The organism is Formosa sp. Hel1_31_208 (assembly GCF_900104785.1).
Classification (GTDB): domain Bacteria; phylum Bacteroidota; class Bacteroidia; order Flavobacteriales; family Flavobacteriaceae; genus Psychroserpens.
In genome coordinates this window covers 455,873-469,732 of the sequence record NZ_LT629733.1, presented here as the reverse complement: position 1 = coordinate 469,732, position 13,860 = coordinate 455,873, and the positions used below count along the sequence as shown (strand labels likewise).

At 35.2% G+C, this 13,860-nt stretch carries 16 protein-coding genes; 14 read left to right on the top strand and 2 right to left on the bottom strand.

The annotated features are described in order from the left end of the window. Positions 1 to 149 precede the first annotated feature (149 nt). Positions 150 to 1,442 carry an aminopeptidase P family protein gene (locus BLT57_RS01945; RefSeq protein ID WP_091421478.1) on the top strand — a complete coding sequence of 431 codons (1,293 nt, stop codon included), beginning with the start codon at positions 150 to 152 and terminating at the stop codon, positions 1,440 to 1,442. A gap of 39 nt (positions 1,443 to 1,481) precedes the next feature. Here the strand turns inward: BLT57_RS01945 and brnQ are convergent, their stop codons facing one another. Beyond that, positions 1,482 to 2,774, bottom strand: a complete 1,293-nt coding sequence (gene brnQ / locus BLT57_RS01940; protein ID WP_091421476.1) for a branched-chain amino acid transport system II carrier protein — start codon at positions 2,772 to 2,774, stop codon at positions 1,482 to 1,484. 111 nt (positions 2,775 to 2,885) lie between these two features. Here brnQ and BLT57_RS01935 point away from each other — a divergent pair, with 111 nt between their 5' ends. From BLT57_RS01935 to BLT57_RS01925, 3 genes are all read left to right on the top strand, one after another. Further along, on the top strand, positions 2,886 to 3,659 hold the full coding sequence (locus tag BLT57_RS01935; protein ID WP_091421474.1) for an alpha/beta fold hydrolase: 774 nt from the start codon (positions 2,886 to 2,888) through the stop codon (positions 3,657 to 3,659). Between the two features lie 64 nt (positions 3,660 to 3,723). After that, positions 3,724 to 3,987, top strand: a complete 264-nt coding sequence (locus BLT57_RS01930; RefSeq protein ID WP_091421472.1) for a hypothetical protein — start codon at positions 3,724 to 3,726, stop codon at positions 3,985 to 3,987. A 77-nt stretch (positions 3,988 to 4,064) separates the two neighbouring features. Then, positions 4,065 to 4,334 carry a hypothetical protein gene (locus tag BLT57_RS01925; RefSeq protein WP_091421466.1) on the top strand — a complete coding sequence of 90 codons (270 nt, stop codon included), beginning with the start codon at positions 4,065 to 4,067 and terminating at the stop codon, positions 4,332 to 4,334. Here the strand turns inward: BLT57_RS01925 and thiL are convergent. Next, entirely contained in the window at positions 4,315 to 5,367 is a 1,053-nt protein-coding gene (thiL, locus tag BLT57_RS01920) for a thiamine-phosphate kinase (protein ID WP_091421464.1), read from the bottom strand. The two genes, BLT57_RS01925 and thiL, sit on opposite strands and share 20 nt — an antisense overlap. A gap of 159 nt (positions 5,368 to 5,526) precedes the next feature. Here thiL and BLT57_RS14005 point away from each other — a divergent pair, with 159 nt between their 5' ends. The 10 genes from BLT57_RS14005 (at position 5,527) to BLT57_RS01875 (ending at position 13,859) form a co-directional block, all read left to right on the top strand. Continuing rightward, positions 5,527 to 5,766, top strand: coding sequence for a hypothetical protein (locus BLT57_RS14005; RefSeq protein ID WP_157717095.1), 240 nt, complete (start codon positions 5,527 to 5,529; stop codon positions 5,764 to 5,766). A 159-nt stretch (positions 5,767 to 5,925) separates the two neighbouring features. Then, complete coding sequence (locus BLT57_RS01915) at positions 5,926 to 6,255, top strand: iron-sulfur cluster assembly accessory protein (protein ID WP_091421462.1); 330 nt, start codon at positions 5,926 to 5,928, stop codon at positions 6,253 to 6,255. A gap of 9 nt (positions 6,256 to 6,264) precedes the next feature. Beyond that, positions 6,265 to 7,716, top strand: coding sequence for a Fe-S cluster assembly protein SufB (gene sufB, locus BLT57_RS01910; protein WP_091421460.1), 1,452 nt, complete (start codon positions 6,265 to 6,267; stop codon positions 7,714 to 7,716). A 10-nt stretch (positions 7,717 to 7,726) separates the two neighbouring features. Further along, positions 7,727 to 8,167, top strand: coding sequence for a hypothetical protein (locus BLT57_RS01905; protein WP_091421457.1), 441 nt, complete (start codon positions 7,727 to 7,729; stop codon positions 8,165 to 8,167). Positions 8,168 to 8,169: 2 nt separating this feature from the next. Further along, entirely contained in the window at positions 8,170 to 8,922 is a 753-nt protein-coding gene (sufC, locus tag BLT57_RS01900) for a Fe-S cluster assembly ATPase SufC (protein ID WP_091421453.1), read from the top strand. Positions 8,923 to 8,996: 74 nt separating this feature from the next. Next, positions 8,997 to 10,310, top strand: coding sequence for a Fe-S cluster assembly protein SufD (sufD, locus tag BLT57_RS01895; RefSeq protein ID WP_091421451.1), 1,314 nt, complete (start codon positions 8,997 to 8,999; stop codon positions 10,308 to 10,310). Next, positions 10,310 to 11,548 (top strand): aminotransferase class V-fold PLP-dependent enzyme, encoded by a 1,239-nt coding sequence (locus BLT57_RS01890; RefSeq protein WP_091421450.1) that lies wholly within the window; start codon positions 10,310 to 10,312, stop codon positions 11,546 to 11,548. Before sufD ends, BLT57_RS01890 begins: the two co-directional genes overlap by 1 nt. A gap of 159 nt (positions 11,549 to 11,707) precedes the next feature. Continuing rightward, the gene (locus BLT57_RS01885) at positions 11,708 to 12,766 is read left to right on the top strand and encodes a zinc metalloprotease (RefSeq protein WP_091421448.1); all 1,059 of its coding nucleotides are present in this window, start codon (positions 11,708 to 11,710) and stop codon (positions 12,764 to 12,766) included. A gap of 127 nt (positions 12,767 to 12,893) precedes the next feature. Next, positions 12,894 to 13,373 (top strand): hypothetical protein, encoded by a 480-nt coding sequence (locus BLT57_RS01880; RefSeq protein WP_091421447.1) that lies wholly within the window; start codon positions 12,894 to 12,896, stop codon positions 13,371 to 13,373. Positions 13,374 to 13,436: 63 nt separating this feature from the next. Further along, entirely contained in the window at positions 13,437 to 13,859 is a 423-nt protein-coding gene (locus BLT57_RS01875; protein WP_091421445.1) for a SufE family protein, read from the top strand. The last annotated feature ends 1 nt before the right edge of the window (position 13,860 follow it).

The following is a 13,860-nucleotide window of genomic DNA, read 5'->3' as shown; positions in this document are numbered from 1 at the left end:
GGAGATAATTTGAATTAACTAGTTAATCTAATTACCTTTACAGGAATGAAATTTAACAGTTCTAAGATACCTCATGTATGAGCACTGGTCTCAATAAAATTATTATGAGCTAGCTAGTATGGGTACTAAACACTTAATTTATTAAACAGATGAAATATCACAAAATAAACGCCAACCTTTTTATACAGAATCGTAAAAACTTTATGTCGAAAATGAAACCTAGCAGTCTCGCTGTTTTCAATTCGAATGACACCTATCCTATTAGTGCCGATAGTACTATGCCTTTTGAACAACATCGGGATATTTTTTATTTAAGCGGTGTTGATCAGGAAGAAAGTATCTTGGTATTATTTCCTGACTGCCCTAAGGAAAAGCATAGAGAAATTCTGTTTTTAAAGGAAACAAATGATCTCATTGCCGTTTGGGAAGGGGAGAAATTAACGAAAGAAGCGGCATTAGCAACAAGTGGTATTAAAACGGTTTACTGGCTTCAGGATATGGAGAAGATTATGTTCGAAATCATGACCCAATGCGATACGGTATACATAAATACCAATGAACATTATCGCGCATCAGTTGAAACGGAAACTCGAGAAGATCGTTTTACCAAATGGCTTAAAGATAAATATCCAGCGCATTCAGTTGCGAAGAGTAACCCAATTTTACAGCGTTTACGCTCAGTTAAAGATCAAGTTGAGTTAGATTTAATCCAGAAGGCTTGTGATATTACCGAAAAAGGGTTCCGTCGTGTTTTAAATTTTGTGAAACCAGATGTGTGGGAGTATGAGATCGAAGCCGAATTTATCCACGAATTTTTGTGTCGTCGTTCGAAGAAGTTTGCATATACACCGATTATCGCTTCAGGAAATAATGCCAACGTATTGCATTATATCGAGAATAATCAGCAGTGTAAAGCAGGAGATTTGATTTTAATGGATGTTGGAGCAGAATATGCCAACTATAGTAGTGATATGTCAAGAACCATACCTGTTTCTGGACGATTTACGGACAGACAACGTGCTGTTTATGACGCAGTAAACCGTGTAAAAAATGATGCTACAAAGCTGTTAGTGCCAGGTGCAGATTGGGCAGCATATCACGTTGAGGTTGGTAAGTTGATGACTTCAGAATTACTAGGACTTGGTTTGCTTGACAAAGCAGATATCCAAAATGAAGATAAAGATTGGCCTGCCTATAAGAAATACTTCATGCATGGGACGTCACATCACATGGGATTAGATACACATGATTACGGTATCTTAACAGAACCCATGCAAGCCAATATGGTATTTACTGTAGAGCCTGGGATTTATATTCCAGATGAAGGTTTTGGAATTCGATTAGAAGACGATGTGGTAATACGGGAAAATGGAGAACCGTTTAACTTGATGCGAAATATTCCAATTGAAGCTGAAGAGATTGAAGAATTGATGAATTCTTAATTGTAAAAACTATTTGAAAGAAGTCTAGAAATTTAAGTTCTAGACTTTTTTTATGGGATTTAAAAGTCCAATTCCGAGACACGTCACGAATGAAGGGATCACCCATCCTAAACTTTGCTGAGCAAATGGGATGTATTGAATAAATGCTTGTAAACCTTCAGACGGACTTACAAAACCAACCACATCGGGAATACTAAAAAGGAAAGTAACTAAAACTACAGATCTAAAAACAAAGGCTGTTGAAAAGCGTTCAGGAAGTACATTCAAAATAATAAGAACGATGGTAATTGGATAAATGAATAATAAAACCGGTACTGCCACCAAAATGATAGAGTTAAAATCAAGTTGACCGACTATAATGCCCAAGACACAGGCAATTATGGCCGTTATCACATAAACAGGTTTAGAATTATGAAGCAGACCTTTAAAATAATCGGCTGTTCCTGCAATGATACCAATCGCAGTGGTGAAACAGGCTAATGAAATTAAGATACTTAATACGGCATTTCCAAAACCTCCTAGTGAAGCCATACTAATGCCTCTGAGCAAATTGGCACGTTGCATATCACTGCTTAAATCGGTATTGATTGAGATTTCTGATCCGTAATATGCGCCAACTGAAATCAATCCAGCATAAATAATAAATAAGCCGAGTCCTGCAATCCACCCCGATTTCCTTATTAAAGTCCGTTTGGCTTCAAAGCTGGCATCAATTTTTAAATTTATTGAGATAATGATTACAGCTCCAACCACTACAGCGCCAATGGCATCAAAAGTCTGGTATCCCTCGAGTATTCCGCTTACAATGGGAGTTTGAATTTGGGATGTACTTGTGATCATTTCCGAAGACCATAAGCCAATTCCTATGACCATTAAAAGCATAATCACAATTAAAGGGGTTAAGAATTTACCAATGAATCCTAAGATTTTAGAACGGTTTAGCACAAATATTAAAACCAAAGCAAAATAGACAGCACTGGTTAATAAAGGACTCGTGCCAAAGTTTGGATGAATTGCAATTTCATGTGTTGCAGCGGCTGTTCTCGGTGAGGGTATGGCAACTGCAATTACATAAATGAGAATACAGTAAATGAGACTAAATTGTGGAGACACTTTTTTACCAAAGTCGTATAGTGTTCCTTGTAATTTTGCATGAGCTAAAATTCCAATAATTGGTATAATCACAGCAGTAATCATAAATCCAATCGTTACCCAAAACCAGTTTTCGCCGGCATTATAACCTAAAAGAGGAGGTAATAATAAATTGCCTGCACCAAAGAACAAGGAAAATAATCCGAAACTGGCAATAAGCAGGTTTTTTCTAGAAATCAAACAATTATTTTTTTAGTTAATGAAGTAGGATGACGTCATTGTATTATGATTTGAGTCAAATATAGTAAATTGTTAAGTGTGACATTCATTCAAATCCTATCTTTGTGTTCAATGATCTTAAAGTACAAAAACATACCCGTCTATTTTGAAGATATAGGAACAGGAAAAGTTGTGATTTTAATTCATGGTTTTCTTGAAAATAGTACGATGTGGCAGGGTATTATGCCCCAAATTAGTTTAACACATCGCGTAATTTGCATAGATCTTTTAGGTCATGGTCAAACAGGAAGTATAGGATATATTCATACCATGGAGGATATGGCTGAAGCCGTTATGGCAGTGCTAAATCATTTAGAAGTTTTTGATTATGTTGTTATTGGCCATTCTATGGGAGGCTATGTCGCTTTAGTTTTAGCAAAGATGAATCAAGAAGCCCTGCGCGGATTATGTCTTATGAATTCAACGTACAGAGCCGATGATGATGAGCGTCGAGACGTGCGAAGAAAAGCGAATAAGATGGTACAAACCAATTTTAGAAACGTTGTACGATTATCATTTACAAATTTATTTTCTGCGGCAAGTAGGATTACTTATAAAGATGAAATGGAGAACGCTTTAAATGATGCTCTAAAAACATCGCTTCAGGGGTATATGGCAGCGCAAGAGGGTATGATGGTAAGGCCTGATAGTTATGAATTTTTTAAAAGTTTAACTGCAAAAAAGTTAATAATTATGGGTTCTGACGATCCAGTTATAGATGGAGATCGTTTATTAAGGGAAACTAAGGATAGTGATATTATATGTCATGAATTACCTTATGGGCACATGAGTCATATTGAAAATAAATCAGAAATATCCTACATAATTATGCGTTTTATAGAATAAATATACTTTTAGACGCTTTTATTATCTTTTTTTTATATGTTTACAGTCCCCAAATTTGACAGCCATGAAAAAAACTACTAAAAATTCTAATCCTTTAAAGATTTACTGCGATATTTTTGGACACAATTATGAAATATCCAAGAAGGTGACCTCTCATGTAAAAGAGTACACATGTAAATGCTGTAAGCGACAGTTAACCACCAATGGTAATGGTAAGCTCACAGAGTTGACACCAAAATACCAAGAGATAAACGCCATCTTAGAGAAGATTTACGCACGAAGAATGGTTCGTTTACAGAACAAAACACTCACTTCATCGATATATTAGGGAAACATCTTACCTTACTCTATGGTTTTCATATATTTAGCTATCCTCTAATTTAATAACTAAAATCGTAGTATCAGGTGAAAAGTCTCTATTGTTCTATTTTTGGGCATCAATATGAAGTCTCAAAACACATTACGTATCATGTTAAAGAATACAAGTGTTCTCATTGTAATTCTCAAGTGACTACAAGCGGAAAGGGTGGATTAACACCACTAACTCCAAAACACAAAGAAATTAATTCAGTTTTAGAACGTATTCATAATCGACGTATCGATAGACGCAAACATAAAGTGTCCTCAGATATTAAAGAAAGTGCGATTCTAGATTTTACGCCCCATTTTTCATAGCATTCCAACCCTTAGCAATAATAGGTACAGCTTCTTCACCTCGGGTGATTAAGTGCATTCCTTTATTTTTTTCAGTGATAAAACCGATTACTGTTAGATTAGGATTACCCTTTATTTTTGGAAAATCTTCTTGTGAAATTGTCATTAATAACTCGTAATCTTCTCCACCATTTAATGCAATTGTTGTGCTATCGATATTGAATTCTTCACAAGTTGAAATTACTTGAGGATCTAAGGGTATTTTATTTTCATATATCTCAACACCCACGCCACTTTGCTTACAAATATGGATGACTTCCGAAGATAAACCATCACTAATATCAATCATTGATGTTGGTTTAACCTGTAATTCTTTTAAAAGTTTAACGATATCTTTTCTGGCCTCAGGTTTTAATTGTCGCTCAATAATGTAAGTGTAAAGTTCTAGGTCTGGCTGGCTTTGAGGATTTACCTTAAACACCTCTTTTTCACGCTCTAATACTTGCAATCCCATATAAGCAGCACCTATATCACCGGTAACTACGACGAGATTATTTGGCTTTGCTCCATTTCTATATACTAGGTCTTCTTTTTCGGCTTCACCAATAGCCGTTATCGAAATAATGAGTCCAGTTGTAGATGAGGTTGTATCTCCACCAATGACATCTACATTATAAAGTTTTGCTGCAGTTTCAATACCATCATATAATGCCTCTATCGCTTCCAATGGAAAACGATTAGATACAGCAAGAGATACAGTAATTTGAGTTGCGTTGGCATTCATTGCATAAACATCGCTTAAATTCACAACTACAGCTTTATAACCCAAATGCTTTAGCGGCACATATGATAAATCAAAATGAATATTTTCAACAAGCAAATCGGTTGTTACAACAATTTGTTTGTCTCGAACGTCAAGCACGGCAGCGTCATCACCAATACCTTTAATCGTTGACTTCTGAGTAATATCAAAACCTTTAGTTAAATGCTCAATGAGTCCAAATTCTCCAAGTTGTTCTAAAGAGGTACGTTGTGGGTTTTTATCTTCTATCATACTGCAAAAATAGTTGCTTTTTTTCTAAGGTTCCGCTAGATCATTAGATTTTTTAATGGCTATCGCGTACAGATACCGTGTATTTCATCGAAAAAATACGCATTATAACGATTTATAGCTCTAGTTTACTTAAGTTAGTTTTCCCAAATCGTACTACCTATGCATATTACCACAACCAGCGAGATGACTTGCTCTGTTTTTGGCCATAATTTAAAGCGTTCTGCAAAACATAAAGAATGTTCTGAGGTCTTGATTTGTAAAACATGTAAGTCTGAAGTTTTAATTGACATGAAAGGGGAGTTTGAAAGTCTTCCCATAAAAAACAAAGCGATTAAAATAGCATTGAGACAGCTTTTTCTTCTTGAGAGTCAGTATTCGCGTAAGCGATTTTCAGCATAAAAATGAACTAACCACTTTGTTTTCAATTTAGTCTATTCAATTTCGCTTCAGAATAAGATAATTCTATGCTATTATTTCCTAATATAATGTTAGGACATATGGATTAACACTCCTTATGTCATATATTTGCACTCTATTTAGATAAAATCTATATAAGAGATGATTAAAGTATCAGATACAGCTAAAAAGAAAGTCATTGAGCTTATGAGTGACGATGGCTTTAACACCACTACCGATTTTGTTAGGGTAGGTGTAAAAAGTGGTGGATGTTCTGGGTTATCATATGATTTAAAATTTGATAAGGAACAAAAAGTTGATGACAAAGTCTTTGAAGATAACGGTGTTAAAATTATCGTTGATAAGAAGAGCTTTTTATATTTAATAGGAACAACCTTAGAGTATTCAGGCGGTTTAAATGGTGCAGGCTTTGTGTTTAATAATCCTAATGCCAATAGAACCTGTGGTTGTGGAGAATCATTCTCACTTTAAAAACGATTTATGAGCAATAAATATACAGAAGACGATCTTCGCGAAGAATTAAAAACAAAAGAATACGAATACGGGTTTTATACAGACATAGAATCTGAAACGTTTCCTATTGGGTTAAATGAAGATATTGTGCGTGCAATTTCTAAGAAGAAAGAAGAACCAGAATGGATGACAGAATGGCGCTTAGAAGCATTTAGTGCGTGGAAAGAAATGGCTGAGCCTGAATGGGCAAATGTTCATTATAAAAAACCCGATTTTCAATCTATTGCTTATTATTCTGCTCCAGTTGCCGTAGACCCAAATAAAACATTAGACGATGTAGACCCTGATCTATTAGCAATGTATAAAAAATTAGGGATTTCGGTAGATGAACAGAAGAAAATGAATAATGTAGCGATGGATATTGTTGTCGATTCAGTTTCTGTTGCAACGACATTCAAAAAGACATTAGGAGAAAAAGGTATTATTTTTATGAGTATTTCCGAAGCTATTAAAGAACATCCGGAATTAGTAAAAAAATATTTAGGGACGGTAGTTCCGCAGAAAGATAATTTTTATGCCGCTCTAAACAGTGCTGTATTTAGTGATGGCAGTTTTTGCTACATTCCAAAGGGTGTGCGGTGCCCAATGGAATTATCAACTTATTTCAGAATTAATCAAGCAGGAACTGGCCAGTTTGAGCGTACACTTGTGATTGCAGACGAGGGGAGTTATGTAAGTTATTTAGAAGGCTGCACAGCACCAAGTCGTGATGAAAATCAATTACATGCGGCCGTTGTTGAATTGATCGCCTTAGATGATGCAGAAATTAAATATTCTACGGTACAAAACTGGTATCCTGGTAATGCTGAAGGTAAAGGTGGCGTATATAATTTTGTTACCAAAAGAGGCTTGTGTGAGACAAACGCAAAAATTTCATGGACACAAGTAGAGACTGGAAGCGCCGTGACTTGGAAATATCCATCATGTGTACTAAAAGGTGATAATTCTGTCGGTGAATTTTACTCTATTGCGGTAACAAATAACCATCAGCAAGCAGATACAGGTACTAAGATGATTCATCTTGGTAAAAACACAAAATCTACAATTATTTCGAAAGGGATATCTGCAGGGAAATCTCAGAATTCATATAGAGGTCTAGTTCAAATTAGCTCAAGAGCTGATAATGCCCGAAACTTTTCACAGTGTGATAGTTTACTGATGGGAAATGAATGTGGAGCACATACCTTTCCGTATATAGAGGTCAAGAATAAATCTGCGCAAATCGAACATGAAGCAACAACAAGTAAAATTGGAGAAGATCAGATTTTCTATTGTAACCAACGAGGTATTTCTACCGAAAAGGCCATAGCCTTAATCGTAAATGGATTTAGTAAAGAAGTGCTTAATAAATTGCCTATGGAATTTGCAGTTGAAGCTCAAAAATTATTAGAGATTAGCTTAGAAGGTTCAGTAGGATAACACAAAAATTATGAAAAAAATAATTGTAATATGTATGATGTTTACAGTTATAGTAAGCTGTAAAGACGAGAAAAAAAGTGATGCTAGTGATACAACGTCATCAAATCAATCAGAAATAGGCGAAGACGGTAAAACTGCCAAGCAAAGTGATGGATTGATTGCTATTCATGGAAAATTTCTTTTTGTAGAGCAGGACAATGCAGCCGTTTTGCAAACCGCTACTCAGATGTATGGTGTCATTATAAATGATAAATTGACAGATCTGAATGCGCAAGTGGAACAATTGAAAACGGATCCATATCAAATGATACCAGTTACTGTTCGTGGTCGTATTATTAAAAATGAAGGCGTAAAAGACGAATGGGAAAATAAAATAGAAATTAAAGAAATATTAAAAGTTTCAAAACCAGAGTTGGTAGAAAACGATGTTATCAAATTAGGAACAAAATAGCTATGTTAAAAATAAAAGATTTACACGCAAGCGTTGAAAATAAAGCAATTTTAAGAGGAATTAATTTAGAAGTTAAACCAGGAGAGGTTCATGCAATTATGGGACCAAATGGCTCAGGAAAAAGTACGCTAGCCTCAGTAATTGCAGGTAAAGAAGAATATGAAGTGGATAAAGGACAGATTCTTTTAGAGGGTGAAGATATTGAAGAGTTAGCTGCCGAAGAACGCGCACACAAAGGTGTGTTTTTATCATTTCAATATCCTGTTGAAATTCCAGGAGTGAGCGTTACTAACTTCATGAAAACGGCTATCAATGAGACAAGAAAAGCAAAAGGTTTAAACGACATGCCAGCTAATGAGATGTTGAAATTAATTCGTGAAAAAGCTGAATTGTTAGAAATCGATAGAAAATTCTTGTCACGTTCGTTAAATGAAGGCTTTTCCGGTGGAGAAAAGAAGCGTAATGAAATTTTCCAGATGGCGATGTTAGAACCAAAATTAGCCATATTGGATGAAACAGATTCAGGATTAGATATTGATGCTTTGCGTATTGTTGCCAATGGAGTGAACAAACTAAAAAGTAAGGATAATGCTGTAATTGTAATAACACACTATCAGCGCTTGTTAGATTATATCGTTCCAGATTTTGTGCATGTTTTGTACAATGGGCGAATTGTAAAATCGGGAACTAAAGAACTAGCGCATGAGTTAGAAGAAAAAGGGTACGATTGGATTAAAGAAGAAGTAAACGCATAAACTAGTTGTAAGGTTTATGTTGTGAATTGTATTTTACTTTCATACCGAACCTAAGAAACTAAACATTGTAAAACATGGATTTAAAAGATAAACTAGTATCTTCATTTATGGCATTTGAGAACACAATCGATGTGGAGGCATCGGTTCATGATGTGCGAAGTGAAGCAATAAAGGCATTTGAGAGCAAAGGATTTCCATCGAAGCGTGATGAGGCTTGGAAATACACCTCACTAAATGCCGTATTAAAACACGATTATAGTGTATTTCCAAAGCAAGAAAATGCAGTAGAATATAGCGATGTTAAAAAGTATTTTATCCATGATATCGATACCTATAAAATTGTGTTTATTGATGGGAAATATTCCTCTCATTTGTCTCAAACCACACATGATGGAATTGACGTATGCTTAATGTCGGCAGCGTTATCAAAACCAAAATACAGATTAGTCATTGAAAACTACTTTAATAAAGCAGCCACTAAAGAGAGTCTGACTTCATTGAATACTGCGTTCTCTCAAGAAGGCGCTTATATTCACATTCCGAAGAATAAGTTAGTAGAAAAACCAATACAAATTATTCATTTCTCAACAGGAAATGAATCTGCCTTAATGCTTCAACCTCGAAACTTGATTGTAGTAGATGAAAATTCTCATGTTCAAATTATTGAACGTCATCAGAGTTTGACTGATAATCCAGTGCTAACAAATAGTGTGACTGAAATTTTCACTAATAAGCGCGCCATTGTTGATTATTATAAAATTCAAAATGACAAACAAAATGCGTCTTTAATCGATAACACATTTATCAAGCAAAAACGCGAAAGTCATGCATCTGTTCATACCTTTTCTTTTGGTGGTCAATTGACGCGCAACAATCTAAATTACTATCAGGAAGGAGAGCGTATAGACTCGACATTAAAAGGGATTACGATTATTGGTGATAAACAACATGTAGACCACAACACTTTAGTGCATCATATAGAACCAAATTGTGAGAGCCATCAAGATTATAAAGGAATTTTTGGAGATCAATCTACAGGTGTTTTTAATGGAAAAATTGTGGTTGACAAAATCGCTCAAAAAACAAACGCCTTTCAGTCTAATAATAATATTTTATTAAGTAATAAGGCTTCAATTAACACAAAACCTCAGTTAGAGATTTTTGCCGACGATGTGAAATGTTCTCATGGATGTACCATTGGACAGTTAGATGACAGTGCTATGTTTTACATGCGTTCTCGTGGAATTCCAGAAAAAGAAGCGAAAGCCTTATTGATGTTCGCCTTTAGTAACAACGTTTTGAACTCGGTGAAAATTCCTGAAATCAAACAGCGTATTACAAAGATTATTGCAAAGAAATTAGGTGTTAATATTGGGTTTGATTTATAATGAATAATACAATAGAACATATTAAATTTAACGTCGATAAAATCAGAGAAGATTTCCCAATCTTAAACCGCAAGATAAATGGAAAACCCTTAATATATTTTGATAATGCGGCAACGTCTCAAACACCTAAACAGGTCATTGATGTAATTGTTGATTACTACTCGAATTATAATGCCAATATCCATAGAGGTGTTCATACCTTGAGTCAAGAAGCAACCGACTTATATGAAGGCGCACGATTAAAACTTCAGAACCATTTTAATGCGAAACATAGCTATGAAATTATTCTAACCTCTGGAACCACTCATGGGCTTAATTTGGTGGCGAACGGATTTTCAAACTTACTAGATAAAAATGATGAGGTTCTTGTTTCTGCTCTAGAACATCACAGTAATATTGTGCCATGGCAAATGCTTTGTGAACGCACGGGTGCGACCTTAAGAGTCATTCCAATGAACCAGGAAGGCGAGTTGATTATGAGTGACTATGAGGGTTTACTCTCTGAGAATACAAAACTGGTTTTTGTGAATCATATTTCTAATGCTTTAGGAACCATTAATCCTATTCAGGATATCATATCTAAAGCTCATGAGGTTGGAGCTGCAGTAGTTGTAGATGGCGCTCAATCTTGTCCGCATATCAAACCAGACCTTCAAGCTTTAGATGTTGATTTTTATGTTTGTGGTGCTCATAAAATGTGCGGTCCAACAGGCGTGGGTATGCTTTATGGTAAAAAAGAATGGCTTGAAAAATTACCACCATATCAAGGTGGAGGAGAAATGATTGACCAAGTAACTTTTGAAAAGACCACTTATGCTGGCTTACCACATAAATTCGAAGCTGGAACACCAAATATTTGTGGTGGGATTGCTTTTGGAGCTGCCATAGACTACATGAATGACATAGGTTTTGATCGTATCGCACCTTATGAACAGGAGTTATTAGAATACGCTACCAATCAATTATCCCAAATTGAAGGTCTAAAGATTTACGGAACCGCCAAAAACAAAACGTCCGTAATTTCTTTTAATATTGAAGGGGTTCACCCTTATGATATAGGTACTATTTTGGATAAAATGGGAATCGCAGTCCGCACAGGTCATCATTGTGCACAACCCATAATGGACTACTATAAAATTCCAGGAACGGTTAGAGCTTCGTTTGCATTCTACAATACAAAAGCTGAAATTGATGCTTTGGTGGCAGGCGTGAAGAAAGCAAAAATGATGTTATCTTAGTTTTTTTAACTAAAAGTTTGATAAACACCTGCTTAGGTGTTTTTTTTGTTTTTGAAGTTTTTAACTTTCGTACTTTTTGTCGAAAAAAAACAGTTTTTTGTTAAAATTTTATTAAAAAATTATATATTCATCAGGATTTCTAACTAAAACATACAAAAAATGAAAAAACTTTTTTTGAGCTTAGCCGCTCTAGCCCTGATTTTTACATCATGTGAATCCGACAAAAATGATATGCTGCAAGAGCAGAGTAAAATTGATATGAGTGATTTCTTTGTTTATACCGATTCTGATAATGGAGAGCAAAGCAGAAATGGTTTTACACCATGCCATTCTATGACCAATTTAAATAGGCTACTTGAAGAGGACCCAGGGCTCTATAAAAAGATGTATAACATTGAATACAATACAAGAAAATTTGCTACAAATGCTTATCGTCCAGGAAATGGAAATGGAAATGGTGGTGGACCTGGTGGTGGAGACGGCGGAGGCGGAGGAACTCCTGATGACTTAGGTGTTATTACTATTCCGGTATATGTACATGTAATCTATAGCAACGCTCAACAAAATATCAGTAGCACTCAAATAAATTCTCAAATGTCTGTTTTAAATGACGATTTTAGAGCAGCAAATAATGATGTAAATCAAGTGCCTGGAGAATTTGCAGGTTTGGTTGCCGATACAGAAGTTCAATTCAGTTTGGCAGGCACATATAGATATCCAGATGATAGAGGCTCTTGGGGAACCAATGATGCAATGAAAGCGGCCTATCCTCCAGTAACACCGGAAACTCACTTAAATATTTGGGTTTGTAATATTGGTGGTGGAATTCTTGGTTATGCGCAATTTCCGGGAGGGCCAATAGCTTCAGATGGTGTTGTAGTTTCACCTCAATATTTTGGAACGACAGGATTTGTGTCAGCTCCTTTTGATGGTGGAAGAACATTAACGCATGAAGTAGGTCACTATTTAAATTTGCGTCATATTTGGGGAGATGGAAGATGTAATAGAGATGATTTTGTGTCAGATACTCCTACATCAGATGCTCCTAATTACGGCTGCCCTTCATACCCAACTGTGAATTGCAGATCTAATGACATGACCATGAATTATATGGATTATGTTAATGATGATTGCATGTACATGTTCTCTTCAGGTCAAAAGACACGAATGAGAAGTGTATTTCAATCGGGAGGACCAAGAGCAGGAATGGCCAATTAGAATAAAAGTAAATTGTTACACGCAAAGAAAGGATGTCAGTTTTGACATCCTTTTTTATTACATTTAGGATTAGCATGACTTTGGCTTCTTTTTTGTAATATTACTATTGAACTTAAATTTATTAATAATGAAATTTATAATTAGCCTTTTCATAATGCTGATTTCAGCTAAGGAGTGTGATCAAAAAAAAGCACAAATGACAACTAATGTAACTACCGAAATGGCCGAAAGAACAATTCAAGATAGCACAACAGTTACGTATCAAGCGATTACAAGAGGCTTTTTTCTGAAAATTAAAATTGAAGGGGATTCCATTAGCTATACTAGTGATAATATGCTTAAACTTTGGAATACTTATCAAATGCCGCAGGAAGAAAAAGAAGCGTTCTATAAATTACTTAATGAAACGGATGAGAAATCAATAGCAGACTTAAAGCCTCTATCAACTTCATTTCAATATGATGCCGCTGCTATGGCCTATCTTGAAATAGCAAAAGGGGACGAGATTTATAAAACCGACCTTTTTGATCATGGAAAACCTCCAAAACCAATACACGATATTGTAAATAAAATACTATCTATTAAATCCATGATGGAGAAACAATAGAGATATTGTATCTTTGCAGGTATTATTTTCAAAGCTTTTTTAGCTGAAAAATTTATTGTTAAGATGACCATTGCAGAAATACAAGAAGAGATTATAGATGAATTTTCAATGTTTGAAGATTGGGAAGAGCGCTATCAATATATGATAGATTTAGGTAAGACCCTACCGCTAATTGACGAACAGTTCAAAACTGATGAGAATATTATCAAAGGATGTCAAAGTAAAGTTTGGGTACACGCAGAAATGCAAGATGATAAAGTGGTGTTTACTGCAGATAGTGATGCCATTATTACAAAAGGAATTATTGCTATATTAATTCGTTCCTTTTCTAATCAACACCCAAAAGATATTATTGAAAGTAATACCGATTTTATTGACCAAATAGGATTAAAAGAACATTTATCTCCTACTCGTGCAAACGGATTGGTAAGTATGATTAAACAAATCAAAATGTATGCGCTCGCATACCAAACCCAAATAAATTAGC